This window comes from Taibaiella koreensis (assembly GCF_003545715.1).
Taxonomy (GTDB): domain Bacteria; phylum Bacteroidota; class Bacteroidia; order Chitinophagales; family Chitinophagaceae; genus Taibaiella; species Taibaiella koreensis.
This window is the reverse complement of sequence record NZ_QVNU01000003.1, coordinates 356,081-382,250: the sequence shown is the minus strand read 5'-3', so window position 1 is coordinate 382,250 and position 26,170 is coordinate 356,081. Positions and strand designations below refer to the sequence as shown.

The window sequence follows — 26,170 nt, the reverse complement described above, 5'->3', positions numbered from 1 at the left end:
ATGGATTACCCTACGATCAACAAGCCTACAGCCAGCAGCAGCACAATACCGATCACCATGGCAAAAATATAAGTACCTACCTGCCCGTTCTGCAACAGCCGCATCCGGTTGCTGCCCCAACTTACCAGGCGACCCACTCCATTCACAACGCCGTCGATACCGCTACGCTCGGCATATTTGTCCAACACCAGGGCTATGCTCTTCAAGGGCTTCACAATTACATTATCGTAGAGCTCATCCACATACCACTTGTTCTCCAGCACCTTGGCAATACCGGTATTTTCTTTAAAGGCAGGTTTTTTGGTTCTGGCATAGGCCAGCACGATCATGACCACGATAAGGCCTACTGAAAGTCCCATCAGCATCCACTCCGTCTCGTGGCTCAGGTGATGCACATCGAAATTCTGTACCACAGGCGCCAGGTACTCATTCAGCAAATGATGCTCGCTGAATACCTCAGGCAGACCTACATAACCGCCAACTACAGCCAGCACCGCCAGCAATATCAGAGGGATAGTCATCGCCGCAGGACTTTCATGCAGGTGATGCTCCTGCTCATGTGTACCCCTGAAGCTACCGGTGAAGGTATAGAAGTACAGGCGGAACATATAGAAAGCAGTCATCAACGCTCCCAAAAGCCCCAGGTAATAATAGACCGGATTCTTTGCGTACGCTGCCGCCAGTATCTCATCTTTGGAAAAGAAGCCGGAGAAGCCGGGAATACCGGCAATAGCCAGGCAACCAAGCAGGAAGGTGATTTGCGTAATACGCATTTTTTTGCCCAGGCCACCCATGAAGCGCAGGTCCTGCTCTCCGCCCATGGCATGGATCACCGAACCGGAACCCAGGAACAGCAGGGCTTTAAAGAACGCATGCGTCATCACGTGGAACACGGCGCTGGTATAAGCGCCTACACCTAGGGCGAGGAACATATAACCCAATTGGCTCACCGTAGAGTAAGCCAGCACTTTCTTAATATCATATTGCTTTAACGCAATGCTGGCGGCAAACAATGCCGTAGCCAGACCGATCACCGCTACCAGGCTTTGTGCTACAGGAGCAAGGTTGTAGATGGCACTGCTGCGGGCGATCATATAGATACCGGCCGTTACCATGGTTGCTGCGTGGATCAGCGCCGATACCGGTGTAGGGCCGGCCATCGCATCGGGCAACCAGGTGTAAAGGGGTATCTGGGCGCTCTTACCCATGGCGCCTATAAAGAAGCAGATCGCAATGGCATTCATCGTATTGCCGGAAACGCCGTCGGGCAGGCCGGAGGTCAATTGCGGGAACAACTCGCCATAGCTGGCCGTGCCGAAATGGTACAGCGTAAGGAACATGCCTACCAGGAAGCCTAGGTCGCCGATACGGTTCATGATAAAGGCCTTCTTGGACGCATTGGTATAGTCCTTCCTTTTATACCAGAAGCCGATAAGCAGGTAAGAAGCAAGGCCCACGCCTTCCCAGCCGATGAACATGATCACATAGTTGGCGCCCAGCACCAGCAGCAGCATCGAAAAAACGAAGAAGTTGAGGTAGGCAAAATACTTGGTGAACCCGGGATCGTCGTGCATATAGGACGTGGAGTACACGTGAATCAGGAAACCGACGCCGGTAATGATCAGCAGGAATAGGGAAGACAAAGCGTCTACCTGGAAGGCAAAGGGAATATGTAAGGTACCGGAGTGAATGAAGTCGAAGAGGTGTACGACGCCTCCCGCAGCGGGATTGTTCTTCACTTCAAAGAAGATACCCAGGGATACGGCAAAAGATGCCAGCATGGCAAGGCTTGCCAGGAGCCCGGAAACTTTCTTTGGCATGGACTTCCAGAGCAAGCCATTGATGAGGAAGCCGATGAGCGGGAAAAGCGGAACTAAGTAAACTAAATCTTTCATAAACCAGTACTGGTATACTTATATTAAAAAGGGTAACAAATGTTTAAGCCGGGCCGGGACCGTCAGTGCTTCAGGCGGTTCAGGATATTGATGTCTACCGAATGCACCTTACGGTACATCATCACGATAATGGCCAATCCAACCGCCACTTCAGCTGCGGCCACTACCATAATAAAGAACACGAATATCTGTGCATCGGAGTTGCCCATCATTTTGCTGAAGGCAACCATCAGCAGGTTCACGGCATTCAACATCAGCTCGATGCACATGAATACGATAATGGCGTTGCGGCGCATCAGTACCCCCATCACACCAATGGCAAACAAGGCCAGGCTCAGGAACAAATAATATTGTATAGACACAGTATCAAATTTTATTGCGTTGAATAGATCAGGCTTCAGATTTTGCCTCTTCTTTTTTACCAATCACCATGGCGCCGATCATAGCGCTGAGGAACAGCACACTGCTCACCTCGAAAGGCAGCACGTATTCTCTAAACAGCACCTGGCCCAGGTTATGGATCAACCCTATCTCGCCGCTGCCATCGATCTTGTTGCCTTCTGTATGAATACCCGCCGTTTTAAGGGCGGCAATAATGACCAGGAAAAGGGCGCCGCCGCTCAATACGGCCGCAAACTGCACCAGACGGCTCTTTTGCGGCTCGGCATCGGCATTAAGGTTCATCAGCATGATGACAAAAAGGAAAAGTACCATGATCGCACCGGCATACACGATGATGTTGACTATAGCCAGGAACTGCGCATTCATGAGCACGTAGTGCCCCGAGATAGCAAAGAAGGTCGCGATGAGAAAGAGCACGCTCTTTACCGGATTGCGGCTGAGGATAACGCCCAAAGCACAACCGAGCGCCATCAGGGACAAAAAGTAGAATAAGATTTCGTGTAAGCTCATTTGAGAAATTAAAAAGTAAAACGTAAAAAGTAGAACAGGAGTGAAATAATGCCCAGATACTTGCTCTTACAACGATCCCATTTTTTGTTTTTTTACATTTTTTATTTTTGCATTATGGTTATCCTTTACCTGTTTCTGCTCTTTTTTTCATCTGCTCATCGGTGATCAGCATATCCTGCTTCTTGTACACAAAATAGTCGCGGGTATAATTGGAAGGCATTACGGTCTCGCTTAGGTAGATCGCATCCTTGGGGCAGGCCTCTTCGCAATAGCCGCAGAAAATGCAACGCAGCATATTGATCTCGTAACGCGCGGCATATTTTTCCTCGCGGTACAGGTGCTCTTCACCCCTCTTCCTTTCGGCGGCCTCCATGGTAATGGCCTCCGCAGGGCAAGCCAGGGCACACAAACCGCAGGCCGTACATTTTTCTCGGCCCTCCTCATCGCGGTTCAGCACATGCAGCCCACGGAAAACCGGGCTGAAGGGACGCGTTACCTCCGGGTAGCTCACTGTTGCCTTCTTCTTGAATATATGACCTACCGTGATCTTAAGACCCTTGGCAATAGCGGGTAAATAGATCTTCTCTCCGAAGGTCATCGGGCTCCTGTTTACCGCTATCGATCTTTTAGTTAACTGCATATCCACAATTCGATCCCGGGGGATCCGTTTTTTTCGGTTACTATTTATTAAAAAAGAATAAGATCACAGCGCCGGTAACCACCAGGTTGATCAGGGCCAGCGGGATCAGGCCCTTCCAGCCCAGGTTAAGTAGCTGGTCGTAGCGGAAACGTGGCAGCGTCCAGCGAATGAACATAAAGAACAGGATAAAGCCCACCACTTTGATCATCAGCACTGTAACACAGATCACAGAGAACAGTCCTCCGGGCACGGCCGCCTGCACCTGGTCCATCCAGGGGAAGTTGTAGCCGCCGAAGAATACGGTCGACAGTACTGCGGAGCTGATAAACATATTAATATATTCTGCAAAGAGATACAATCCCAGCTTCATGGAAGAATATTCCTGGTGGTAGCCCATGTTGAGTTCGCTCTCACACTCGGGCATATCGAAGGGCGCACGGTTCAGTTCGGCAAAGGAGCAAACGAGGAAGATTAGGAAGGCCAGGGGCTGCTTGAAAAAGTTCCAGGTAAAATAACCATCGCTCCAGAAGCCATGTTGCTGGCCAACGATCTCACGGAGCGACAGGGTTTGGGTCACCATCAATACGGCGATAAGGCTAAGGCCCATGGCCAGCTCGTAAGAGATCGACTGGGAGGCCGCACGGATGGCGCTCAGCAGGGAGAACTTATTGTTGGACGACCAGCCGCCCAGCATGATGCCGTATACACCAAGACTGACTACGCCAAAAACATACAGAATACCAATATTGATGTCGGCTACCTGCAGGGAAATGCTGCGCTCGGTACCGCCTATGGTCATCGAGAAATCCGGTCCCCAGGGAATCACTGCGCTGGTCATCAATGCCGTGACCATGAACAGGGCCGGTCCCATAATGAACAAGGTACGCGTAGAGCGGTCGGGCACGATCTCTTCCTTAAAGAAAAGCTTGCCGCCGTCGGCCAGGGGCTGCAGCAGGCCGAAGATACCTGCCCTTGCCGGCCCTATACGGTCCTGCATGATGGCAGCCACCTTGCGCTCGCCCCAGGTGGCATAAGCCGCTACCCCGAAGGAGGAAAGTATGATCACCAGGATAAGAACTACTTTCTCAATGATGAATATCCAGTCGATTGATAATAAGAGCATGATGGCGCAAAAGTAATAAGATTGTAAAAACCTTAGGTTGAAAACTATTTAAAATCGTCCGAATGGGCAGGTCCTTCGATCTGGTCCAGGTGGTACGACGGTTTGTTCACATCGCTTACGGTATGGATATCGAGGGTAAGCTGAGGCTGCTTGCCGATCACTTTATCGATCAGCACAGGCTGCCCTGCCGTACCTACCTTGCCGGCATAATGCCCCTGGGCGATCACGCTATGGCGGTCCACTTTTGTAGGCCCTTCGATTACCCAGTCTTTTGTTTCTTTTTTCTCGAAACGGCATTCGTTGCAGATCCAGCCGGTCTCACCATTGCTGGCATTGGCCACTTCGCCCCATTCGTCTTTGCGCGCGGTTACCCGGAACACTTCTTCACCACGCATCCACAGCCGTACCTCGCCACAGCATTTAGGGTTGCTGCAGTTGCGGTGCGCATCTACCGGCTTGGTAAACCATACGCGGTTCTTAAACCGGAAGGTCTTGTCGGTGAGCGCCCCTACCGGGCATACGTCGATCACATTACCGATAAAATCGTTGTCCAGCGCCTTGCTGATACAAGTGCTGATACGGGCATGATCGCCGCGGTCGAGAATACCGTGCTCGCGGGTATTGGTCAGCTGGTCGGCGGTAAACACACAGCGGAAGCACATAATACAGCGGTTCATATGCAGCTGGATGTGCGGACCGATATCTTCGGGTTCAAACGTACGGCGGTCGTACTCGTAGCGCGTGCCTGCATTACCATGGTCATAGCCCAGGTTCTGCAGATCGCATTCGCCTGCCTGGTCGCATACGGGGCAATCCAGCGGGTGGTTCAGCAGCAAGAACTCGGTAACCCCTTTACGCGCATCGATCACCTTGTCGGAAGTCATGCTCTTCACCTCCATACCATCCATCACACCGGTACGGCAGCTGGCCACCAGCTTGGGCATGGGCCTGGGATCCTTCTCGGAGCCCTTGCTCACCTCCACCAGGCAGGTGCGGCACTTACCACCACTGCCTTTCAGCTTGCTGTAATAGCACATCGTAGGCGGTGCAACATCGCCACCGATCTTACGCGCAGCCTCCAGGATCGTAGTTCCCATGGGCACCTCGACCGTGATATTGTCTATCGTTACTTTAATATTGTCAGCCATGATTCACAAATAATCAAAAGTCAAATTTCAAAAGTCAAAAATGCAGCATTGAAACACACCCAATCCAAACCTCAAAATTTGCTCTTCCATCTATAATAAATTAAATCACTTATTTCCTTTTATAATGATAGAAGCGATGATTCTTGACAATTCGTCTGCTTCAGCTACCATCGCATTAATTTTCTCCTTATCATACCCAAAAGCATCCCGGATCAGACAAAGCCAATACTTAGTTTCATTTGCAGACTTCAATGCAATACCCATGTACTTCAACCAATCTCTTCTACTGACACCAGCCTTCCCTTCCACAACATTGGCTCCAATCGATGTAGACGCTCTGACTAGTTGATCAAACAACGAAGAAAAAACAATCTCAAACCTGGTACTCTTTACAAATTGTATTACTTCCTTTGAAAAATAAAAACATCTATGGCCGATATCAAAAGGCTTCCCTACTTTTTCACCCTTATTTTCAGCCGCATCCATTATTATTTTTGCCTTTTTAATTTTGAATTACTTCCAGCGGATCGGCGTAATGGGCCAATCCGAAGTTCCGGTTTTGCGCCTCTTCGGGGTGCAATACATGCCACTCGAATTCGTCGCGGAAATGCCTGATGGCGGCAGCTACCGGCCAGGCGGCAGCATCGCCCAGCGGGCATATGGTATTGCCTTCAATGCGACGCTGTATGTCCCATAGCAGATCGATGTCCTCCATTCTTCCTTTTCCATACTCGAGGCTCTTCAATAGCTTGTACATCCAACCGGTTCCTTCGCGGCAAGGTGAGCACTGTCCGCAGCTTTCATGGTTGTAGAAGCGGGCGAGGCTCATGGTATGGCGCACGACGCACTGGTCTTCGTCGAGCACGATAAAGCCGCCGGAACCAAGCATGGAACCGGTAGCAAAGCCCCCTTCCGAAAGGCTTTCATAGTTCATCTGGCGGGTATTGCCTTTGGCATCTTTCAGCAGCAGGTTGGCGGGTAGTATGGGTACAGAAGAACCGCCCGGGATGCAGGCTTTCAGCCGCTTGCCGTTAGGGATGCCGCCACAATATTCGTCGCTGAAAATAAACTCTTCAACAGAAAGATCGAACGGTATTTCGTATACACCGGGCTTGTTGAGGTTACCACAGGCCGACATCAGTTTGGTCCCGGTAGAACGGCCCACGCCGAGCTTGCCATATTCTTCACCACCCATATTGATGATGGGCACCACTGCCGCCAGGGTTTCTACATTGTTTACCACAGTCGGGCGCATCCACAGGCCGGCGATAGCCGGGAAAGGCGGCTTGATACGGGGATTGCCCCGTTTGCCTTCCAGCGATTCGATCAGCGCCGTTTCTTCACCGCAGATATAAGCGCCGCCGCCGCGCTGTACGTATATTTCGCAATCGAAGCCGCTGTTCTGGATATTCTTACCCAGCCAGCCATTATTCTTTGCTTCGGCAATGGCCTGCTCCAGGATATCGGGTATCCAGGCATACTCACCACGGATATAGATATAGGTGGCATTGGAGCCCAACGCAAACGAAGAGACAATAAGCCCTTCGATCAGCAGGTGCGGCAGGAATTCCATCAGGTAACGATCCTTGAAGGTACCCGGCTCCGATTCGTCGGCATTGCACACCAGATGGCGGGGTACGCCTTCGGGCTTGGCCAGGAAGCTCCATTTCATACCGGTAGGAAAGCCGGCACCGCCACGGCCACGCAGGCCGCTCTTCTTCACTTCTTCCACAATCTCCTCCGGCGTCATCTTCAATGCCTTTTCCACACTGCGGTAACCGCCGTGCTTACGATAGGCTTCATAGTACCGGATGCCCTCTATATGTTCGTTCTCTAATAATAATTTCATAACTCAATATTTCAGGCAATCGTATTACCGATTGCGTTATGTTTTTACTGATCAGAAGCTTCCCCGGCTTCGCTCTGTTCATGTTTCTGCGCATGAAGCAGGGAATCCTGTCTTCTCTTTGCGCTCTGTAAATGGTCTTCAGGACTATCATCCCTTAAAACCCTGGCGTTGGATTCCTCCAATGTCTTGTTGATCGAATCAAATTGCCTCAGGCTTTCCTGCTGCACTTCCCTGGCATGGTCAGCCGACTCTTTACAACCTGCAACGATCAAACCAGACAACAATATATATCTCCAATGCATATGGCTATTGCTTTCTTATACTCTGCCTGCACAGTAATTGCCAGCTTCCATCTACTTCAAGCCACACTTCAAGCACCTGCAGCGTGACGTCAAATGCCGTCCCTTGCAAAGAACCCTTTACTTTTATCGCTCTTCTCACCGTAGCCACTCTGTCTACAAACTGCATTTCGGGGCTCCCGGTTGCTACAATGCTGCTGTATTTCAAATAACCGCTGCGCAAATGCTGCAGCAGTTCGGCTTTGCTTTCGACCAGGCCATTGGAATGTCCTACGCTGAGCTGTATGTGCAGCAACTGTTTCAGCGCAACCGTGTCTATGTTCAGCATCGCGTCATCCAGCTGCCGGCAAGCTTTTTCCAAAGCCGCTTTTCCTTTAGCCTCATGGGCGCCATGCGATCGCGCCGGCATATCCTTGCTGATCCGTTGCGTCAGGGCCCGGGTTTCTTCCAGCGTAAAATTGCCCGCAATTGTCAGGCGTCCGCCGGCGATCTCTTCCTGTACCACAGGTGCTGCCAGCAATTTGCCATTGCCGATAACTGCTATTTTCTTGCCAATGTTCTCCCTCGTAGCTTGCGCAAATTTCTCCTTTCCTGCCTCTGTCAACGTTATTTCCACTGCTGGTTGCTGCGCCTGATCGAGCACTGCCTTTACTTCGCTGAAGTCGGCTGCGGTACACACTGCTGCCGGATCTGCATAAAAGGTATCCAGGGAAACAGGATCGATATATTTAAAAGAACTTAAACTAATACTCCGGTACAATCCGGTAGGCAATTTTTCCTGCGCCCGGCCGGCCATACCAATCAATATACACACAAAAAGCAGTCCGATCTTTCCGATGAAGTTGCTCATTACTGCTGCTCTTTGGGACGATCGAAATTGAACATCCAATGAATATCGAATTTATCGACCAGCATCCCGAATTTCGCGCCCCAGAACGTATCCTGCAACGGCATCGTGATACGGGCGCCTTCGCTCATGGCGGCAAACACGCGATCAATATCTTCTTCATGCTTGAAGTTGAGCGATAGCTGCGTATTGCTGCCGGCCGTTACCTGTTCTTCGGGACCGGGCGTATCGCTCACCATCAGCGTCAGGCTACCGGCCTGGAAGGTGGCGTGCATGATCTTATCTTTCCAGTCGGGCGAACCTGCCATAGGGCTATCGCCATAGGGCTGCTGGAAAACGATTTCGCCATCGAAAGCTTTGGCATAAAAGGCCAGCGCCTCGGCAGCGTTGCCATTAAAATTGAGATAAGGGGTGATCGGTTCCATATGATTCATTAAAAAATCAAAAGTCAAAAATCAAAAGTCAAAAAAACCGGAGCCTATAAGCGGCGGAAATTTTTCCTTAACAAAATACTGTTTTCTTTTTCTTTCCTACCCTGCCCATTCCTTCTATCTTCTCGATATAAGCAACAGAATCAGGCACTTTACAGGCAGTACCACCCATATCCACATAAACGGTACCGATAGCCTTTCCTGTTTCCTTGGCTTTTCCCGTAAGCCGGGCCACATAGCCCCCTACAGAAATGACGAAGCCGTTCATCGTATATTTGGTTCGCTCTGTTTGCTCGTGTATCGTCTTCCTGATCCGGTCCAGCAAGGCGGTGATCTCCTTTATGTCCAGCTCTTCATCTTTTTTCAGTGCCAGCAGGCCGCTGTAGGTATTCCATCCTGCAGATCGTACCTCGTCTTCCTTAGCTTCAATCCATTCCAGCGCCAGTTCGTGCCCGTATTTGCTTTCGGCCGCAGCCCAGGGTACGGTATATTCGCTCAGCATGCCCCAGGTGGCGTTTTTGGCCCAGTCCTGCAATTGCTTCTTCGTCATTTTTTGCGGGTCGCAAATGAGGCCGGCAAAGTACATCGCATCTGAGTTACCGGTCTTATACAGCGCCAATGCCAGCTCCTGGTCGCGCTTTATTTTCTTCTGGATCGTCTTCATGTCGCCGATCTTCACACCGAAAACCGCGCCCCGGGCGCCGTGATTGCGCCAGGTTTTGCGGGTCTGCTCGGTACCCATCTGCTCCAGTTGCGACATGACTTCTTCCAGCGTCATACTTAATTTTTAGCTGCAGCTCTTAGTTCGTCCAGCAGGTTGTCTACTTTTTCGATCGTCAGGCTTTCCTTGAAATGCTTACCCAGCTGTAGCATGGGCGCATAACCGCAGGCACCCAGACACTCCGCCGGTTTTAATGTAAACAGGCCGTCGGCCGAGGTCTCTCCTTCTTTGATCGATAGCTTGTTCTTGATATGATCGATGATCTGGTCGCTGCCCCGCAGCATGCAGGGACCGGTACGGCACACTTCCAATACATACTTACCTACCGGCTTCATGTTGAACATGGTATAGAAGGTAGCAACCTCATATACCTCAATCGGCAGGATATGAAGCAGGCTGGCCACATAGTCCATTACCGGCACATCCAGCCATCCGCCGAATTCTTCCTGCGCCATATGCAGCAAAGGGATCAGTGCGCTTTTCTGCTTCCCTTCGGGATAGCGGGCCATGATCTCCTCTACCTTTTTTAATTTTTCCTGAGAAAACTGTATCATAAAACAAAAGTCCAAAGTCAAAAGTCAAAACCTGCCTAATAACTTTTTAATTTTTCATTGTCAATTAATTACGCATCCAATTCTCCCGCGATTACGTTTAGCGAACTCAAGGCTATGATCGCATCGCTCAGCAATCCGCCCGAAACCATCTCGGGAAATGCCTGGTAATAAATAAAGCAGGGACGGCGGAAATGCAGGCGGTAAGGACTGCGGCCACCATCGCTGATGAGATAATAACCCAACTCTCCGTTGGCGCCTTCTACCGAATGGTATACTTCGCCGGCCGGCAGATCAGTCTCGCCCATAATGATCTTGAAATGGTAGATCAGAGCCTCCATTTTGGTATATACGGCAGCTTTCTCCGGCAGGTAGAAATCCGGCGCGTCAGCGTGGAAAATGGTAGGATCCAGCCCCTTCAGCTTTTCCAGGGCCTGCTTCACGATGCTGAGGCTTTCCCACATCTCTTTATTACGCACCAGGTAGCGATCGTATACATCGCCCGTAGTGCCTACCGGTATATTGAATTCAAATTCTTCGTAAGAGGAGTATGGTGCATGTATCCGTACGTCGTAGTCGACGCCGGCCGCGCGCAGGTTGGGACCGGTAAAGCTATAATTGAGCGCCCGCTCTGCGCTGATGGGTCCTGCGCCAATGCAGCGGTCCATAAAGATACGGTTGCGGTCAAGCAGCGTCTCGAATTCCTTCAGCATCTTGGGGAATCCATCTACAAAGGCATCGATCTTCTGCCAGGCGACATCGGTAAAGTTACGTTCGAAGCCGCCGATACGGCCTATATTAGTGGTCAGACGCGATCCGCATATCTCTTCATAGATCTCATATATCTTTTCGCGCCACTGGAACACATAGGTAAAGGGGGTAAGCGCCCCGGTATCTACTGCTACTACAGAATTACAGACCAGGTGGTCGGCGATACGTGCCAGCTCCATGATGATCACCCTCAGGTATTGCACACGCTTGGGAATATCCATACCCACCAGCTTTTCGATGGTAAGATGCCAGCCAATATTGTTGATGGGCGCCGAGCAATAGTTCAGGCGGTCGGTAAGCGGTGTGATCTGGTAGTAAGGACGGCGTTCGGCGATCTTCTCAAATGCCCTGTGGATATACCCGATGGTAGGCACCGTGCTCAGCACGCGCTCACCATCGATCTCCATGATATTCTGAAACACGCCGTGTGTAGCCGGGTGTGTAGGCCCCACATTGATCGTGGTCGTCTGTTTCTCCAGCGAATCCTCGGCAAGCTTGATATGATGTTCCGTCATTTGTATGCTGCGGTTGACAGTTCTAATATTAATTTAATGACTATCCGGATAAAGGAATCAAAGTTTTATACGTCTATAAATACTAACTAACACACTTTGCTTTACCCGTCTTTTTATTTGATGTCAATATCTTTTTCTTTTTTGCTCCGCCAAAAAAGAACCAAAAAAGGCGGCAAAAAAACAATGCTCCGCTGTTTTTTTGTGGCCTGCGCACCCGGGCTTAAAAAAAGATATCAACTTTAATTCAGCATTGCCGGACATATGGCCATAGATCAGCGTTTTAATAATTAACCAAAGGTATCTTTTTCATTACTCCTGTTTTTTGAGCTCGTTTCCTATATGCGCATAGTCACTTTATTTTTCAAAGAGACCTAGCCTCTTCCAAACATTTCATCGTCTTTATCAATACGGGTAGGATCTTCCATCGGGTATTCCTTACGCATAGGAAAATAATCCATCTCGTCCACGTTGAGAATGCGGGTAAGATTAGGATGACCGATAAAGTTGATCCCGAAGAAGTCGTAGGTTTCCCGCTCCATCCAGTTGGCGCCCGAAAATAAGGGTGTGGCGCTATATACATCGGGAGCCGCTACAGGCACATAAACTTTTACCCGGATGCGCACATTATCCACCAGGTTGTGCAGGTGGTAAGCGACACAAAGCTCCTCACCAGCCCGGTCGGGATAATGGATCCCTGTAAGGTCGGTCAGGAACCGGAATTGCAGGGCCGGATCGTTGTACAAAAATTGCAAGAGCTCCAGGATCTTTGCCGCGGGCGTCCTGAAGGTCAGCAGGCCATAGGATTCGTCCCACTCGCTCAGTTCGGGAAATGTTGCGGAAAGCTGTTCTTTTAATTGTTCGTTGGTCATATCGAAGTATCCCCTCGGTATCAAAAAATGAATTATTGTATGCCGTATTCGCTCAACAGCCCTTTGTATTGATCGCTATGGCGACGGCGCAGGCTTTCATGCTTCACGATCTGCTGCAATTTCAGCACACCGTCCAGTATTCCTTCGGGGCGGGGCGGGCAGCCCGGTACGTATACATCTACCGGTATCACCTGATCGATACCCTGCAGCACCGGGTAAGAGTCGAAAATACCACCACTGCTGGCGCAGGCGCCGATGGCAATCACCCAGCGGGGCTCGGCCATCTGCAGGTAAACCTGGCGCAAAATAGGCGCCATTTTTTTGGCAATGGTACCGGCCACCAGCAACATATCGCATTGGCGGGGCGTAAAACCCATACGCTCCGAACCGAAGCGGGCCAGGTCGTAGTTGGCGCCCATAGTAGCCATAAATTCGATACCGCAGCAGGAGGTGGCAAAAGGTAAAGGCCAAAGCGAATTGGCCCTGGCCAGGCCGATTACCTGGTCAAACTTGGTGGCCATAAACCCCTCTCCACTATACCCTTCCGGTATATCGGCAAGGGTTACTTTACTATTCTCGTTATATTGAACCGGACGTGGCATATATTCCAATTTAAAATTCAAAACGTAAAAGTTAAAAATCAACTACACTATACTCACTCAGATTTTTCATTTTGATTTTTCACTTAATACTTAATCTTCCCATTTCAAAGCGCCTTTCTTGATAATGTAGTAGAAACCACAAAAGAAAAACGCAACGAACATAAGCACAGCATAAAATCCTTCTTTGCCCAAGGCCCTGAAATTGACGGCATAGGGATAGAAGAAGATCACTTCGACATCGAACAGTACAAACAAAATGGCTACCAGGAAGTACTTGACTGCCATAGGCTGCCGCGCATTGCCAATAGAAGGAATACCGCTTTCAAAGTTGATCAGCTTGTCGCTGGTGCGGCGTTTAGGGCCCAGAAGATGCGAGGCGATCATCATAATCGCTACAAAACCAACGGCGATCAACAATTGTACCGCTACGGGCATAAAACTGCCGGCACTTTTGGTCGCTTCGGCTGCCAGGAAAAGTATACTCATAAATGCAATCGGTTGAATTGGAATTGTACCAACATACAAAAGTAGGGCAACTTGCAGGAATTTACAAACTTATGACAATAAAATAACCCTGCCGGGAAACGAGAAACCCCGGGTAAATACCCGGGGTTTATATCACAAAAACCTTGCTATTTCTTTAGTTCTTAACCGGCAACAACGAATAGTTTTTGGCATATTCCATCATCTGCTCGTAGAAAGAGCTGGGATATTCGACTGTAACGTCGGTAATCTTGTCGCCATCCATCTTGGGTACCAGGCGGGGCTGGATAAATCCTTTATAAGGTTTCAGGTTCAGTTTATTGTAACGGTCCAGTACTTCTTTGTGCAGCTCAGGATTCACTTTTACGCCATAAGTTTCCACAAGATTCTTACCGGCATTGAAATCGCCTTCCGATTTGATACGCTGGATCTCCTTCAGCAATTCGCCAAAGAGGACGCGCAACTTTTCGTAATCGTTGATCTGCACATAAGTCTTACCATCTTTCTTAATGAATTCGACTACCTTATCTTTCTTTCCCTTTTCATATACCCAGTAAGCATTGAGCGCGCGGTTACGCATATGCGCCTCTTCGATCTTGTCGCCAAGCTTGATGCGGGTAAGCTGGGTCATGAGGCCGTTCATCATATAGTTGTCGTAGCCGGCCTTGCCTACTTCCAGGGAGGGCATCACACCGATCTCTACCAGCTTGGGGTCCATGATGTAGTACAGGCCAACCAGGTCGGCGCGGGCCTCTTCCAGGCAGGAGGCATAATTTTTCAAGGTCTTGTCGGGAGTAGCTACGCCGGGATTGATCTGTCCCGAAGCGTGACCGATACACTCGTGCATATCGGTGTGCAGGTCACTGGCCAGGTTACCGAACTCTTTCATACGCTTCAACTTGGCCGGGTCGGCAGTAAACTCGTCGAGCATACCGCTGCCGGCGCTGGACTCGTTATAGGCATGTACGATATTGCTCAGGGACACCGACTTGGAGCCATGCTCTTTTCTTAACCAGTCGGAGTTGGGCAGGTTGATGCCGATAGGCGTGCTGGGGGCCGCATCGCCCGATTCCACGATCACGGTGATCGCTTTGGCGGTAATGCCCTTCACCTGCTTCTTTTTATGCTCGGGCATCAGGGGCGAGTTGTCTTCAAACCACTGGGCTTCCTTGGCAATAGCAGCGATCTTCTTGGTGGTTTCCATATCTTTCAGGGATACCACACTTTCAAAGCTGCCTTTTTTACCAATAGGATCGTTGTATACTTCGATGAAGCCCAGGCTGGCATCGATACGGCTGGCCGTGTCGCCTACCCATGCGATGTTGTATTCATCCCATTTGTGCAAGTCGCCGGTCTTGTAATACTCGGCCAGCAGGGAAAGCGCTTTCTTCTGCTGCTCATTCTCTGCTACGCCCGCAGCCTTCTCCAGCCAGTATACTACCTTTTGCAGAGCCGCATCGTACATACCGCCTACTTTCCATACCTTTTCCACGATCTGGCCGTTCTCCTTCACCAGCTTGCTGTTCAGGCCCCATTCGGGCTCCTGGTCGCTGTGCGGAAATTTGGCGGCATCGCCATAGAAAGCTTCCACTTCTTTCTGGGTCACGCCTTCGTAGAAGTTTACGGAAGAGTTGGCAATATTGTCGATACCGGCCCTCAGGTCTACCATTTTGGGTGCAAACTTAGGATCGAAGATCACCGGCTTCATGCGGGTAAGAAAAGCATCCACCGCTTCGCCCTGGTCCAGCGGCAGCTTGCTCTGGTCGCTGTTTTTTACCAGTTCGGAAAAATATTCAAAGGAACATTCGGGAACGAACTTGTCTTTGGAATAATGGTGATGGTTGCCCGTGCTGAACCAGACACGGCCGGCATACTCCTGGAATTTTTTCCAGTCTTCGCTGTTTTTGTCGCCTTTGTAGGTACCATAGATCGCTTCTATGGTCTTGCGCAGGGTCAACCCGTATTTACCGGCCTGGTCGTAGTAGATGTCACGTCCGGCCAATGCCGCTTCGTACAGGTAGTAGGCAAGGGTCTTTTGCTGCAGGGACAGCTCGTTGAAGCCCGGCACCTGGTAGCGAAGCAATTGCAGATCAGCAAAGGATTCTGCGTTTACCTTAAAGTTGGCATCGTAGCCTGCAGCTTCCTTTTTTTGTTCGCCGCTGCCGGCCTCGCCAACCTTGTTTTCGCCACAGGCCGAAAACAGTAATGTTCCGGAAAGTAACATGATTCCTAGTTGTGTTTTTTTCATAATAGATCGTCTATTTTTTTCAAAACAGGCTTTAAAAGTAGGAAAAAGCGATAAGACAAGCAGGAGAAAATGTTTCCCCCAGGTACGAAAGAGTCATTTCCTGTCTACCTGGCGGAGGATTAAGGGCAATGCTAACGGATTAAATAAGTCGCTGTTTTTGCTTTCTGCAGGCTTCCGGCTCGATTGTAGTCAATAGGGCATCCCACCAGGAACTGTCTGTATACGGGCTCTCCGTTTACGCATTCATAATAAACAAGCCGCTGCAAACGTTAAAGGACTTATTTTTGCGCTGAACAAGGCTTCCCACATTTTGAAAGAAAGAATTCATACCGTCGACCTCATCAAACGCTACCGCGGCCGTACCGTGGTCAATAAGAGCACGATCGAAGTTTCCCAGGGGGAGATCGTCGGCTTGCTGGGGCCCAATGGCGCCGGCAAAACGACCTCCTTCTACATGGTGGTAGGCCTTGTGAAGCCGGATGAGGGCGAAGTATTCCTCAACAATGTCAATATTACCAAGCTGCCCATGTACAAACGGGCAAAAATGGGTATCGGCTACCTGCCGCAGGAAGCCTCGGTGTTTCGTAAGCTTTCGGTAGAAGATAATATTACGGCGGTACTGCAGATGACGAAGCTGACGCGCAAAGAACAGAAAGACAAGCTGGAAAGCCTCCTTGCCGAGTTCCGGCTGGGACACGTGCGCAAAAGCCCGGGTGATGTATTAAGCGGTGGCGAACGGCGTCGGACCGAAATTGCCCGCGCCCTGGCGGTAAATCCCAAATTTATCCTGCTGGACGAACCTTTTGCCGGTATCGACCCTATCGCCGTGGAGGATATCCAGGGCATTGTGGCGCGACTTAAATATAAAGACATCGGTATCCTCATCACCGACCATAACGTGACCGAGACCTTGTCGATTACCGACCGCGCCTACCTGATGTTTGAAGGTAAATTGCTGAAGGCGGGCACCGCCGAGGAACTAGCCACCGACGAGCAGGTGAAAAAGTTATACCTGGGCCGCGACTTTGTACTGAAGCGGAAAGACTGGCTGCATGAAGAGGCCCAGGGGTCAATTAATGAGACACCATCTTCAGACCTACCACCGAACCAATCAAAGTAAAAATAAAGAAGACGCGCCAGAAGGTTACCGGCTCTTTAAAGAAGAAGATGCCCATCAGCACCGTACCCACGGCGCCAATGCCGGTCCATACGGCATAGCCCGAACCCAGGGGCAGCGCTCCGGGTCCCGAGGTTGCCTTGTACAGAAGGTACATGCTCAGTGTAAGGCTCACGAAAAAACCGGCAAGCCAAAGTCCGAAAGCAGTACCGCTGCTTTGGTTAGCCTTTCCCAGGCAGGTCGTAAAGCCTACCTCAAATAATCCCGCGACAATCAGAACGATCCAGTTCATAGCTTTTCTTTTTTGAGCAGGGCGAAGATAACTTATTCGTGAGGCACCGGAGAATTTGGTATTTTTGAAATTGATAAAATTATATCTGTGCGCGCTTACCTGCAATCCCTATGCCTGCTGCTGTTCCTGTTCCCGGCGGCGGCCCCTTCCCAGGAGCTGATCCGGAGCATTCCTTCAGATCATGCCCGGCTGATCACTACCGACGAACTGGGCAATGTATACCTGGTGCGGCAGGATAACGGCCTGATCCGCTACAGCGCCGACGGCGACAGCACCGGCAATTTTCGCAGCATACAGAACGGCGAGCTGCAATGGGTCGATGCCACCAATCCGCTGAGGGTATTGCTCTATTATCCCAATTTTTCGAAACTGATCCTGCTCGACAGAATGCTTTCGGTCAAGAACGACCTGGACCTCAAAAAGCTCGGCATCTTCAACGCCCAGGCCGTAGGCATGTCGGCCGACGGGCGCATATGGGTATACGACTTTGTCAATGCCCGCCTGAAAAAGATCGACGACCAGCTGAACGTGACCAATACCAGCAACGATATGCGCCAGGAGCTGGGCGAAGTGCCCCGCCCTACTGCGCTGCTCGAACGGGACTCCAGGGTATTTCTTTGCGATTCGTCGAAAGGCATCTACACCTTCGACCGGTTTGCCAGCTATCTCAATATGCTGGAGATTAAAGGTGTGCAGCAGCTGCAGGCTTTCGGTAGCCAGCTGGTATACCGCGAAGCCGACAGCTTACGGGCTTACGACCTGCGTACCTTAAACCTCAAGACGATCCCGCTGCCGGCGCAGGCCGACTTTATCGATGCCCGTATCGAACGCAACAGGCTTTACCTGCTGTTTACCGACCGCCTTGAGCTGTACCGGCTGCCTGGCGAATAACTGATGGACCAATCGATTTTTTACTGCAGGGCTTTAAGAATAATTTTTGCAACTTTGCCGATCAATTTTTTGCAATGATGAACAAGCACGCGATCAATATCAACGTACACCTGGATGGGGAAAAGATGCCCGAACATATCGACTGGAGCGCTACAGGCAGCGACAGTGAAGATCCCCGGCCGGCAAAAGGAATATTGCTTTCTCTTTGGGATGGCCAGGAAAAGACTGCGCTCCGCATAGATCTGTGGACCAAAAAAATGATGGTGGATGAAATGAACGATTTCTTTTTTCAGACACTGATGACGATGGCCGATACCTATACCCGTGCAACGCGCAATACGGAGCTGTCGGAAGAGCTGAAAGCGTTTGCCCACGATTTCAAAATTAAAGCCGATAAAAAGCTGTTGGACGAAGAGGCCGGCCGTTAACCGGTTACGATATACAGCCATAATAAAAGAAGTCAAGTTTTGAAAACTTGACTTCTTTTATTATAAATCGGTATCCAACCGCGGCCCTAGGCCAGCGCGGCGCTTACCTGCGGGATCTCTTTGGGATACAATTGCTTTTCCAGCTTTTCCCGTACTGCCGAGAAAGCCTCCAGGGTTTCCTGTATGTCCTGGTCGGTATGCACTGCAGTAGGGATCAGGCGCAGGATGAGGTGGCCCTTGGGAATGACGGGATACATAACCATCGAGCAAAAGATATGGTAGTTCTCGCGCAGATCCACGACCAGCTGTGTAGCATCGGTCACACCGCTTTCCATATATACGGGCGTTACCGGCGTATTGGTCGTGCCGATGTTGAACCCTCGCTCCCTCAGCCCATCCTGCAGCTTGTTTACATTTTCCCACAGCTTAGCTTTCAGTTCAGGACGCGTGCGGATAAGTTCCATGCGTTTAAGGCCGCCGATCACCATAGGCATAGGCAGCGACTTGGCAAATATCTGGGAGCGCATATTGTAGCGCAGGTAATAAACGATATCTTTTTTGCCGCCGATAAAACCGCCGATGCCGGCCAGGGATTTGGCGAAGGTGGAAAAGTACAGGTCAATACCATCGGTACAGTCCTGCTCTTCGCCAATGCCCGCGCCGGTCTTACCCATAGTGCCGAAGCCGTGGGCATCGTCTACGAAAAGGCGGAACTCATATTTTTCCTTGAGCGCAACGATGTCGGCAATACGGCCCTGGTTGCCATTCATGCCAAAGACGCCTTCGGTAATGACCAGGATGCCGCCCGGGGTATCTTCTACCAGCCGTGCAGCCCTTTCCAATTGCTTGGCGCAATCGTCCACATCGTTATGGTTGAATTTAAAGCGCTTGCCCATATGCATTCTCAGACCGTCGATGATGCAGGCGTGGCTTTCGGCGTCGTATACCACCACATCGTGGCGGGACAAAAGAGAATCGATGGCCGAGGCCATACCCTGATAGCCATAATTGAGCAACATCACATCTTCTTTGCCAATGAAGGTTGCGAACTCCTGTTCCAGCTGATCGTGATACTTTGTATTGCCACTCATCATACGTGCGCCCATGGGATAAGCCATACCCCATTTTGCAGCAGCTTCTGCATCGGCTTTACGCACTTCGGGATGGTTGGCCAGTCCCAGGTAGTTATTCAGGCTCCATACGATCTTTTCCTTACCCCGGAACATCATCCGGTTGGATATTTCCCCTTCCAGCTTGGGAAAGGCAAAGTATTCGTGTGCTTGTTCCTTGTACTGGCCGATAGGGCCGCCGTCCTTCTCAAATTTGGCAAAAATGTCCATATGTAGCGATTCGCTTTTTGATATTTTAGATAAAAGAGAGCCCGGCTATAACACCGGGATCTGCGCAAAATTAATAAATTATAAACGTTCTCTTCTATTTGACTGTTTAAGACAAAGTTCGAAGCGGTTAGTTTAATCCCGCGACAAATTTTTCCGGTAACGAGCACACTTTATTCGACTGGTAATCATAGCAAACCATCCCGGTCTTCCCTTCCGCAATCAAAAGCGACTGTCCCGGAGCCCGCAAGGTGCTGAGCCGGTACAGGAAATCGAAGGAACGGGAGCCGACCTCATCGGTAAACAATTCTACAGACAGTACATCGCCATAATGGCCTTCGTTGCGGTAGGCGATCATCACATCGGCCATAATGAGCCCGCAACCGCCGATCTCCAGTTCGGTATAGCCCAGCGAGGCCAGAAATTGCATGCGCGCATCGTGCATGATGGACAGCACCACATCGTTGCCCATATGATTACCATAGTTCATATCGGTGATGCGTAAAGGAATTTGCGCGATGAAAATAGGTTTTTTGACAGGAAAATTTAATTTTACACGTGCCATAAATAGCTGAAGATAAAAACTCAGAAGATGAAGATAATATGTGTGGGGCGAAATTACGCCGAACATGCGAAAGAGCTGAACAACCCCCTGCCCACGGAACCGGTCCTGTTTATGAAGCCTAAATCGGCTTTGTCCCGCCCGGGGCTGCCGGTCCATTACCCCGAGTTTACCGACAACCTCCATTACGAATGCGAGGTAGTGCTGCGCATTTCCAAGAACGGGAAACATATCGCGCAGAAATATGCCCGCCAGTACTTTGACCACTGGTCGGTGGGCATCGATTTTACCGCCCGCGACCTGCAGAATAAACTGAAGGAGCAGGGCCTTCCCTGGGAAATGGCCAAGGCCTTCGACGATTCGGCCGTAGTGGGCCAGTTTGTCCCTATCGATCCCGATACGATGTACAGCTCTTCTTTTTCCCTTTCTCTCAACCATGAAACCGTACAAAGGGGGCATACTTCCGACCTGATCTTTTCTTTCGAAAAGCTGGTCAGCTATATCTCCCAGTATTTCACCCTGCAGATCGGCGATCTCATTTTCACCGGGACGCCCAAAGGTGTAGGTCCTGTGCTGCCTTATGATGTGCTGGAGGGTTACCTCAACCACGAAAAGATGTTTGAGATAGAAGTACGTTAGCCGGTCAATTCCCGCAAAAAGGGTGACGCTGCTATCTTATTTCTTTCAGTATTTTGTAATGCTGAAATTGCGCCGGATGAACTACAAAGACCGATACCTTACCTTTCCCGCTGCCTGCTTCTGGTCTGTTCTCCTCCTGCTGTCATGCATGGGCAGCGCCTCTGCCCAGAAATACAATTTTATCAATTTTAATGTGGAGAACGGGCTGGTACAGTCACAGGTCACCGCTTTTGCACAGGACCGGAACAACGAGCTGCTGGTGGGCACCTATGGCGGGTTCTCGATATTCGACGGTACCAATTTTGTGAACTACAACAAAAGCGCCGGTCTTTCCCAGAATCTGATCAATGCACTCGACTATGACAGCAAAGGCAGTATATGGATCGGTACCGACAATGGCGTTTCACGCTTCAATGGCCGGCAGTTCAAGACTTATTATCCTTCTGCTGCCAATTCGGAAGATAATGCTATCCTGCAGATCGAAACCGATGGCTACGGCCAGACCTGGGCCCTGACCAGGAGCCGGAAGCTGTTTTACTTTACAGGCGCCGCCTTTAGCCGGGAAACCCGGATCGGTCTCGTATCGGCCATTACCCTCGACAAGACGGGCAACCTGTGGGCGGCTTCCCAGCAGGGGATCTATATCTTCAAAGGGAAGGACTGGCATCGTGAAGTGGCTATAACACATAACAACCTTGGGGTTTTCATCAAGCGTATGAGTTTTGGCCGGTATAGTGGTACACTCTATTGCCTGAGCCTGACGGGGTTGCTTGCCGTAGAAAACGGGCAGCTGGAAACGCCTGACTGGGCCAACCAGTTTCTCAATAAAGATTTCACCAATATACTGGAAGACAGCAAAGGTAATATATGGCTGTCGCTCGATGATGGCGGCGCATGGGTCGGGCGGCAGCAAAGCTGGACCCATTATACCTATCAGAACGGCCTTACCGACGATCTCGTTTATGCCTTTTACGAAGACCGCGAGGGCAATATCTGGATAGGCACCAATGGCTCCGGTATTTACCGTTACACCGGCAGCATTTTTACCTATTACGACCGCAGCTCGGGGCTTTCCGGGCCCAGCATCATGGCCATTGCCCAGGGTAGTAAGGGCGATCTGTTCCTGGCGAGCGGCAGCTCAGGACTCTATCGCCTGCACGAGAGCCTGCCCGGCGTCGTACCCATTGACAGCTATCATACGGGGGTCAACAGCCTGCTCACCGACTCTTCCGGGCGGCTGTGGATTGGCACCGACCGGAATGGTCTCTGGTATATGGATGCAGGCGGGCGACCACATCGCTTCGGTCCTTCTCTGGGAAAGGGCATTTTCTCCGTCAATCATCTTTTCCAGTCAGGCAGCACTTTGTGGATTGCCGGCAGCGATGGCTTGTTTCACCTGGAAGGCCGGTCTCTTGTTACCGACACGATCATCAGGGGTATCGTTGCCCTGGGCGCTATCAATAACGACTCTCTGCTGGTAGGTACGTTGAAAGGCGCTTTTATTTACCTTACCGGTCCCCGCCGGCTGGTGGCGCAGCCCTTCGTTTCCGGCTCGACCACGCTTTGCTTTGCTTCCGACAGCCGCAATGTCTACATCGGCACCGATGACAAGGGCGTTCTGGTATGGGACAGGGCCACAGGTGCTTTTTCGGTCATCAATCAAAAATCGGGCCTTACCTGCGATTACGTATACAGCCTGCTGCGCGACCGCAGCGGCAACATATGGGTAGGTACGGGCTGCGGCATCGATAAGATCGCCTTTACCGATAAGGGCAGGCATATACGCAGCTTTGGCCGGTCTGATGGCCTGCTGGGTGTCGAAAACAATGCCAATGCCGCCCTGGAAGACAGGGAAGGGTTCCTGTGGTTCGGCACTACCAAGGGTGTATTCCGGTACAATCCCTATATACCCATCAGCGTCCAGCAACCACCCTGTATGGTATTACAGTCTGTGAAGCTATTCTCAAAGGACCTGCCCCCAACGGAATACAGCGATAGCCTGATCCCATTCACCAACCTGCAATGGCGCCCTGTATTTCCGCCAGGCAAAAACCATATTACTTTCAGCTTCAAAGGAATTTGCCTTTCCAATCCGGAAAAAATAAGGTACCGCTACCAGCTGGTGGGCACCGATAAGAATTTCACGGAAACTGACCAGACAACGGTGGTGTACCCCAATCTGCCGCCGGGCGAATATCTCTTTAAAGTATGGGCCTCTGATGCCGAAGGGCACTGGTATCCCAATGCGATTGCATATCCCTTTGTGATCAAGGCGCCTTATTATACCACCTGGTATTTTCGCCTGGGCCTGGGCTTCCTGCTCATTGGCTTGTTTATGGGCGGCGTTTATTACCGCAACCGGCAAAAAGAGCGGCGCCGGCTGTGGGAGGAGCGCCTGCGGGAAAAAGAGCAGGCCCTCGTGCGCCAGAAGACGGCAGAGGATTTTCATGACGAGATCGGCAACAAGCTTACCCGCATCAACCTGCTGGCCACGATTGCAGAAAATAAGCTGCTGCAGCCACCCCAGGAGATCAAAGGCATACTGGAGCAGATCAGAGAAAATGTAACTTCTTTGTACAACGGCTCAAAAGACATCATCTGGTCGTTGCAGCCGGACAGCGACTTTCTCGACGAGATCATTTTCCGTATCCGGCAAAACAGCGCCGAGCTGTTGCAGGATACCGGCATCCGCTTTGAATACGAGGAGGCCACCGGGATACCGCTGCATGTCAAAATGCCTATCGACTACAGCCGGAACCTCATCATGATCTTTAAAGAGGCTATCAACAATACCGTAAAGCATGCCCGTGCCAGCCAGATCACCCTCGCCGTTACTGAGCGTCCGGCTGCTATAGTCCTGGCATTAAAGGACAATGGCAAGGGCTTCGATACAGCGCAGACCGGCAAGGGCAACGGCCTGGGCAATATGACCAACCGCGCCAGGCGCATAGGTGTTCAGCTGGAGCTATCATCTACGCCGGGCGGCGGCACCACATTATCGCTGTCTATTCCACTTCCGGCCTGACATCAACGGCTGCTTAAATGTAATACAGGAACGGTAAACGCCATGCAAAGGCGCCAGCAAACGCAGCCTCCGGATGCCGTGCTTCAGCTATCGTTCATGCCGCTACACGCCCCTGTCGACTTCACACTGAGCGTATAAAAAACCACGGCAGATCTTCATCTGTCGTGGCTTGCAGCGTATAACGGCGCCAGACGCCGGTGCTACCCATTTAGTCCCTAAGGCGGTGAAATATTCTTTCCTTTTCCTCAAGGTTGTTTATTCTGATTGTAGCTTAAGCTCGTTCGACGCCAATACCTGGCTGGCGTTGGCGCCTGTGGTATAGGCTGCCATAATGTTAATTCTTGCATTCGAGATATCGAGACCCTGAGGTACCACAAGATTGTAATAGATATCGCTTACATAGCCGGCCGGAACGGAACAGGTCAGGCCTGCACTAAAGTTTGGGAAAGCGGTCACGGGCGTTGGTGGCAGGTAAATAGCGGGATTGGTACCCGGCGTACCCGCCGAAAAAGATACCGTGCAGCCGACCGGCACATTGGTGCAGACAATCGTGAATTGTATATCAGCAGACTCATCACCCATTTCAAAAAACATCGCTTTACCGGATATTGTCAATGTCTTCGCATTTTCAACGGTAACATCGGTCCAGGCGATGCCGCCATGCGTCGCTACGAAGGCGGGAAAATCGCTGATCTGGTTGTCCGGGATCCGGTTATCGTATCCGGGTGATGGTACAACAGCGATCAGGCAATAATGGTCATTCGAAATATTTTGCGGCGTCCAGACATAGGGCTGGTTGGTTACTCCCACTGAGCCGGGACCGGCCTTAAGCGAAAGCGCCTGGCCCGAAGGGCCGGCGATAAGCTCGGTCCAGGTCTGTGGCCACATTAGTAGCGAAGCTTTTGTCCAGAATAAGCGCGGACGCGTATCGCCCTCATCGTTGATCGGCTGGTTGGAATAATTTTTGCCACGCAGGTAAATATAATTTGCCTGTGCCGCCAACAGCGGCTTGTTGAATGCCTGGTCGTAGTGCTGGGCAAAGATGGCCGGATCTGCTACCGGCGCTATTCCTAACAAAAGAATATCCGGCGACATATTTTGTGGACCTTTTCTTGGCAGCTCGTTTCCCTGACCCAAAGCGGAGCGTAGGAAAATACCATTGTAATTTGACATAGTTTTTTGGTTTGGTTTTCAATAAATATATAAATAAAAACCGAAGCTGCAACCCATACGAAAATAACCATGCACCAGTATGTAGCGTTTGGCGGCCGGCATTGGCATGGAGTGTAATGTTATGTAAACCCTTGAAACACCAGAGCGGCGGATCGCCGCTCTGGTGTTTCAAGGAAAAGGTAGCTATACGTACCCTACTGTCTTGTTGTACCATATTGAATATTTTATGCTATTTAAGCGTGCTTATCATTACACCCCTGCTTATCGCATGACCAGGGAGAAACTTCTTTCCCTATATTATTTCAAGGGGGAGAGCGTGGGTCAGATCAGTGGGGAAACAACAAGCACTCCGGTTCAATGACGGGCAATAGTGGAAGAAGTAGTAGAGGATTGTTCTGGCGCGCTATATTGGCTTAGAAGAATGCGACCATCCCGATATAGAAACAAAACAATCTCCGGCTCTAGAGGATGTCGATAGGATAGCTATAAATGGCCCTTCTACGGGCTCAGTAGCCGTTATCAAGACGAATTTGATAATGTTTCCTGGGTCGGGATAGTCAGTTAGAAGAATACCTTACAGTGCATTGACGTAATCGTCAATACCGGGCATCCCATTGATAAGCTTGATGCCATAATCAATTTAACGATTTCCCATTTGATCGTTGCCGGCAATGGGTAGGCAATTTTGTTTTAAGATTACCTGAGAACGACAAGAAGGGGTTTCCTTAAATTATGCTGATGGGTACCGCGTCACATTGCGATGCGGCACACTCACCTTCCGTCATTACACGGGATCGGTAAG

Annotated in this window: 27 protein-coding genes; 5 read left to right on the top strand and 22 right to left on the bottom strand. The window is 50.6% G+C overall.

All coding sequences use genetic code 11. The features are described 5' to 3' along the window. Positions 1-5 precede the first annotated feature (5 nt). From nuoL to DZK30_RS11610, 18 genes are all read right to left on the bottom strand, one after another. Positions 6-1,895, bottom strand: a complete 1,890-nt coding sequence (nuoL, locus tag DZK30_RS11695; RefSeq protein ID WP_118974316.1) for an NADH-quinone oxidoreductase subunit L — start codon at positions 1,893-1,895, stop codon at positions 6-8. Between the two features lie 62 nt (positions 1,896-1,957). Continuing rightward, positions 1,958-2,257 carry an NADH-quinone oxidoreductase subunit NuoK gene (gene nuoK, locus DZK30_RS11690; protein ID WP_205529423.1) on the bottom strand — a complete coding sequence of 100 codons (300 nt, stop codon included), beginning with the start codon at positions 2,255-2,257 and terminating at the stop codon, positions 1,958-1,960. Positions 2,258-2,285: 28 nt separating this feature from the next. Then, positions 2,286-2,807 carry an NADH-quinone oxidoreductase subunit J family protein gene (locus DZK30_RS11685; protein ID WP_118974315.1) on the bottom strand — a complete coding sequence of 174 codons (522 nt, stop codon included), beginning with the start codon at positions 2,805-2,807 and terminating at the stop codon, positions 2,286-2,288. Positions 2,808-2,925: 118 nt separating this feature from the next. Continuing rightward, positions 2,926-3,405: a NuoI/complex I 23 kDa subunit family protein gene (locus DZK30_RS11680; protein WP_240432907.1), complete on the bottom strand. Its 480-nt coding sequence runs from the start codon at positions 3,403-3,405 to the stop codon at positions 2,926-2,928. Between the two features lie 82 nt (positions 3,406-3,487). Beyond that, complete coding sequence (gene nuoH, locus DZK30_RS11675) at positions 3,488-4,570, bottom strand: NADH-quinone oxidoreductase subunit NuoH (RefSeq protein ID WP_205529422.1); 1,083 nt, start codon at positions 4,568-4,570, stop codon at positions 3,488-3,490. 44 nt (positions 4,571-4,614) lie between these two features. Beyond that, positions 4,615-5,718, bottom strand: coding sequence for a 2Fe-2S iron-sulfur cluster-binding protein (locus DZK30_RS11670; RefSeq protein WP_118974313.1), 1,104 nt, complete (start codon positions 5,716-5,718; stop codon positions 4,615-4,617). A gap of 105 nt (positions 5,719-5,823) precedes the next feature. Then, positions 5,824-6,204, bottom strand: coding sequence for a four helix bundle protein (locus DZK30_RS11665; RefSeq protein WP_118974312.1), 381 nt, complete (start codon positions 6,202-6,204; stop codon positions 5,824-5,826). A gap of 16 nt (positions 6,205-6,220) precedes the next feature. Then, a complete protein-coding gene (gene nuoF / locus DZK30_RS11660; protein WP_118974311.1) occupies positions 6,221-7,567 on the bottom strand; it encodes an NADH-quinone oxidoreductase subunit NuoF in 1,347 nt (448 codons plus the stop codon). A gap of 44 nt (positions 7,568-7,611) precedes the next feature. After that, entirely contained in the window at positions 7,612-7,869 is a 258-nt protein-coding gene (locus tag DZK30_RS11655; RefSeq protein ID WP_118974310.1) for a hypothetical protein, read from the bottom strand. 4 nt (positions 7,870-7,873) lie between these two features. Continuing rightward, positions 7,874-8,716, bottom strand: a complete 843-nt coding sequence (locus DZK30_RS11650; RefSeq protein WP_118974309.1) for a nuclear transport factor 2 family protein — start codon at positions 8,714-8,716, stop codon at positions 7,874-7,876. Beyond that, a complete protein-coding gene (locus DZK30_RS11645; protein ID WP_118974685.1) occupies positions 8,716-9,138 on the bottom strand; it encodes a VOC family protein in 423 nt (140 codons plus the stop codon). Before DZK30_RS11645 ends, DZK30_RS11650 begins: the two co-directional genes overlap by 1 nt. A 76-nt stretch (positions 9,139-9,214) precedes the next feature. Continuing rightward, the gene (locus DZK30_RS11640; protein WP_118974308.1) at positions 9,215-9,922 is read right to left on the bottom strand and encodes a DNA alkylation repair protein; all 708 of its coding nucleotides are present in this window, start codon (positions 9,920-9,922) and stop codon (positions 9,215-9,217) included. A gap of 2 nt (positions 9,923-9,924) precedes the next feature. Next, positions 9,925-10,419 carry an NADH-quinone oxidoreductase subunit NuoE family protein gene (locus DZK30_RS11635; RefSeq protein WP_118974307.1) on the bottom strand — a complete coding sequence of 165 codons (495 nt, stop codon included), beginning with the start codon at positions 10,417-10,419 and terminating at the stop codon, positions 9,925-9,927. A gap of 68 nt (positions 10,420-10,487) precedes the next feature. Further along, the gene (locus DZK30_RS11630) at positions 10,488-11,702 is read right to left on the bottom strand and encodes an NADH-quinone oxidoreductase subunit D (RefSeq protein WP_118974306.1); all 1,215 of its coding nucleotides are present in this window, start codon (positions 11,700-11,702) and stop codon (positions 10,488-10,490) included. A 371-nt stretch (positions 11,703-12,073) separates the two neighbouring features. Continuing rightward, complete coding sequence (locus DZK30_RS11625) at positions 12,074-12,595, bottom strand: NADH-quinone oxidoreductase subunit C (RefSeq protein ID WP_240432906.1); 522 nt, start codon at positions 12,593-12,595, stop codon at positions 12,074-12,076. Between the two features lie 8 nt (positions 12,596-12,603). Then, on the bottom strand, positions 12,604-13,173 hold the full coding sequence (locus tag DZK30_RS11620) for an NADH-quinone oxidoreductase subunit B (protein ID WP_118974684.1): 570 nt from the start codon (positions 13,171-13,173) through the stop codon (positions 12,604-12,606). Between the two features lie 90 nt (positions 13,174-13,263). Continuing rightward, positions 13,264-13,659 (bottom strand): NADH-quinone oxidoreductase subunit A, encoded by a 396-nt coding sequence (locus DZK30_RS11615; RefSeq protein WP_118974304.1) that lies wholly within the window; start codon positions 13,657-13,659, stop codon positions 13,264-13,266. 154 nt (positions 13,660-13,813) lie between these two features. Then, positions 13,814-15,904, bottom strand: coding sequence for a dipeptidyl-peptidase 3 family protein (locus DZK30_RS11610; RefSeq protein ID WP_118974303.1), 2,091 nt, complete (start codon positions 15,902-15,904; stop codon positions 13,814-13,816). A 310-nt stretch (positions 15,905-16,214) separates the two neighbouring features. On the opposite strand from DZK30_RS11610, the gene lptB reads away from it, so the two are divergent. Then, positions 16,215-17,024, top strand: coding sequence for an LPS export ABC transporter ATP-binding protein (lptB, locus tag DZK30_RS11605; RefSeq protein ID WP_205529421.1), 810 nt, complete (start codon positions 16,215-16,217; stop codon positions 17,022-17,024). On the opposite strand, the gene DZK30_RS11600 is transcribed toward lptB, so the two are convergent. Continuing rightward, positions 16,978-17,313, bottom strand: a complete 336-nt coding sequence (locus DZK30_RS11600; protein WP_118974302.1) for a DMT family transporter — start codon at positions 17,311-17,313, stop codon at positions 16,978-16,980. The two genes, lptB and DZK30_RS11600, sit on opposite strands and share 47 nt — an antisense overlap. An 87-nt stretch (positions 17,314-17,400) precedes the next feature. On the opposite strand from DZK30_RS11600, the gene DZK30_RS11595 reads away from it, so the two are divergent. Together DZK30_RS11595 and gldC are read left to right on the top strand one after the other, a co-directional pair. Next, positions 17,401-18,204, top strand: coding sequence for a hypothetical protein (locus DZK30_RS11595; RefSeq protein WP_118974301.1), 804 nt, complete (start codon positions 17,401-17,403; stop codon positions 18,202-18,204). Positions 18,205-18,278: 74 nt separating this feature from the next. Beyond that, the gene (gene gldC / locus DZK30_RS11590; protein ID WP_240432905.1) at positions 18,279-18,632 is read left to right on the top strand and encodes a gliding motility protein GldC; all 354 of its coding nucleotides are present in this window, start codon (positions 18,279-18,281) and stop codon (positions 18,630-18,632) included. Between the two features lie 86 nt (positions 18,633-18,718). On the opposite strand, the gene DZK30_RS11585 is transcribed toward gldC, so the two are convergent. Together DZK30_RS11585 and DZK30_RS11580 are read right to left on the bottom strand one after the other, a co-directional pair. Then, a complete protein-coding gene (locus DZK30_RS11585; protein ID WP_118974300.1) occupies positions 18,719-19,972 on the bottom strand; it encodes an aminotransferase class I/II-fold pyridoxal phosphate-dependent enzyme in 1,254 nt (417 codons plus the stop codon). 127 nt (positions 19,973-20,099) lie between these two features. Beyond that, the gene (locus DZK30_RS11580; protein ID WP_118974299.1) at positions 20,100-20,534 is read right to left on the bottom strand and encodes an acyl-CoA thioesterase; all 435 of its coding nucleotides are present in this window, start codon (positions 20,532-20,534) and stop codon (positions 20,100-20,102) included. Between the two features lie 27 nt (positions 20,535-20,561). Between DZK30_RS11580 and DZK30_RS11575 the strand changes: the two genes are divergently transcribed. Together DZK30_RS11575 and DZK30_RS11570 are read left to right on the top strand one after the other, a co-directional pair. Next, the gene (locus DZK30_RS11575; RefSeq protein WP_118974298.1) at positions 20,562-21,170 is read left to right on the top strand and encodes a fumarylacetoacetate hydrolase family protein; all 609 of its coding nucleotides are present in this window, start codon (positions 20,562-20,564) and stop codon (positions 21,168-21,170) included. Between the two features lie 76 nt (positions 21,171-21,246). Next, complete coding sequence (locus DZK30_RS11570; protein ID WP_162903036.1) at positions 21,247-24,195, top strand: ligand-binding sensor domain-containing protein; 2,949 nt, start codon at positions 21,247-21,249, stop codon at positions 24,193-24,195. Between the two features lie 255 nt (positions 24,196-24,450). On the opposite strand, the gene DZK30_RS11565 is transcribed toward DZK30_RS11570, so the two are convergent. Then, positions 24,451-25,368, bottom strand: a complete 918-nt coding sequence (locus tag DZK30_RS11565; RefSeq protein ID WP_118974296.1) for a hypothetical protein — start codon at positions 25,366-25,368, stop codon at positions 24,451-24,453. Between the last annotated feature and the right edge of the window lie 802 nt (positions 25,369-26,170).

Excerpts from the sequence above, each read along its gene's own strand:
- DZK30_RS11615 (WP_118974304.1), bottom strand. The coding sequence starts at position 13,659 with ATGAGTATACTTTTCCTGGCAGCCGAAGCGACCAAAAGTGCCGGCAGT.
- DZK30_RS11610 (WP_118974303.1), bottom strand. The coding sequence starts at position 15,904 with ATGAAAAAAACACAACTAGGAATCATGTTACTTTCCGGAACATTACTG.
- DZK30_RS11680 (WP_240432907.1), bottom strand. The coding sequence starts at position 3,405 with ATGACCTTCGGAGAGAAGATCTATTTACCCGCTATTGCCAAGGGTCTT.
- gldC (WP_240432905.1), top strand. The coding sequence starts at position 18,279 with ATGATGAACAAGCACGCGATCAATATCAACGTACACCTGGATGGGGAA.
- DZK30_RS11655 (WP_118974310.1), bottom strand. The coding sequence starts at position 7,869 with ATGCATTGGAGATATATATTGTTGTCTGGTTTGATCGTTGCAGGTTGT.
- DZK30_RS11635 (WP_118974307.1), bottom strand. The coding sequence starts at position 10,419 with ATGATACAGTTTTCTCAGGAAAAATTAAAAAAGGTAGAGGAGATCATG.
- DZK30_RS11570 (WP_162903036.1), top strand. The coding sequence starts at position 21,247 with ATGAACTACAAAGACCGATACCTTACCTTTCCCGCTGCCTGCTTCTGG.
- DZK30_RS11565 (WP_118974296.1), bottom strand. The coding sequence starts at position 25,368 with ATGTCAAATTACAATGGTATTTTCCTACGCTCCGCTTTGGGTCAGGGA.
- DZK30_RS11620 (WP_118974684.1), bottom strand. The coding sequence starts at position 13,173 with ATGCCACGTCCGGTTCAATATAACGAGAATAGTAAAGTAACCCTTGCC.
- DZK30_RS11645 (WP_118974685.1), bottom strand. The coding sequence starts at position 9,138 with ATGGAACCGATCACCCCTTATCTCAATTTTAATGGCAACGCTGCCGAG.
- DZK30_RS11575 (WP_118974298.1), top strand. The coding sequence starts at position 20,562 with ATGAAGATAATATGTGTGGGGCGAAATTACGCCGAACATGCGAAAGAG.
- nuoH (WP_205529422.1), bottom strand. The coding sequence starts at position 4,570 with ATGCTCTTATTATCAATCGACTGGATATTCATCATTGAGAAAGTAGTT.
- DZK30_RS11600 (WP_118974302.1), bottom strand. The coding sequence starts at position 17,313 with ATGAACTGGATCGTTCTGATTGTCGCGGGATTATTTGAGGTAGGCTTT.
- DZK30_RS11650 (WP_118974309.1), bottom strand. The coding sequence starts at position 8,716 with ATGAGCAACTTCATCGGAAAGATCGGACTGCTTTTTGTGTGTATATTG.
- DZK30_RS11670 (WP_118974313.1), bottom strand. The coding sequence starts at position 5,718 with ATGGCTGACAATATTAAAGTAACGATAGACAATATCACGGTCGAGGTG.
- DZK30_RS11585 (WP_118974300.1), bottom strand. The coding sequence starts at position 19,972 with ATGGACATTTTTGCCAAATTTGAGAAGGACGGCGGCCCTATCGGCCAG.
- DZK30_RS11580 (WP_118974299.1), bottom strand. The coding sequence starts at position 20,534 with ATGGCACGTGTAAAATTAAATTTTCCTGTCAAAAAACCTATTTTCATC.
- DZK30_RS11685 (WP_118974315.1), bottom strand. The coding sequence starts at position 2,807 with ATGAGCTTACACGAAATCTTATTCTACTTTTTGTCCCTGATGGCGCTC.
- DZK30_RS11630 (WP_118974306.1), bottom strand. The coding sequence starts at position 11,702 with ATGACGGAACATCATATCAAGCTTGCCGAGGATTCGCTGGAGAAACAG.
- nuoL (WP_118974316.1), bottom strand. The coding sequence starts at position 1,895 with ATGAAAGATTTAGTTTACTTAGTTCCGCTTTTCCCGCTCATCGGCTTC.
- DZK30_RS11665 (WP_118974312.1), bottom strand. The coding sequence starts at position 6,204 with ATGGATGCGGCTGAAAATAAGGGTGAAAAAGTAGGGAAGCCTTTTGAT.
- DZK30_RS11640 (WP_118974308.1), bottom strand. The coding sequence starts at position 9,922 with ATGACGCTGGAAGAAGTCATGTCGCAACTGGAGCAGATGGGTACCGAG.
- nuoF (WP_118974311.1), bottom strand. The coding sequence starts at position 7,567 with ATGAAATTATTATTAGAGAACGAACATATAGAGGGCATCCGGTACTAT.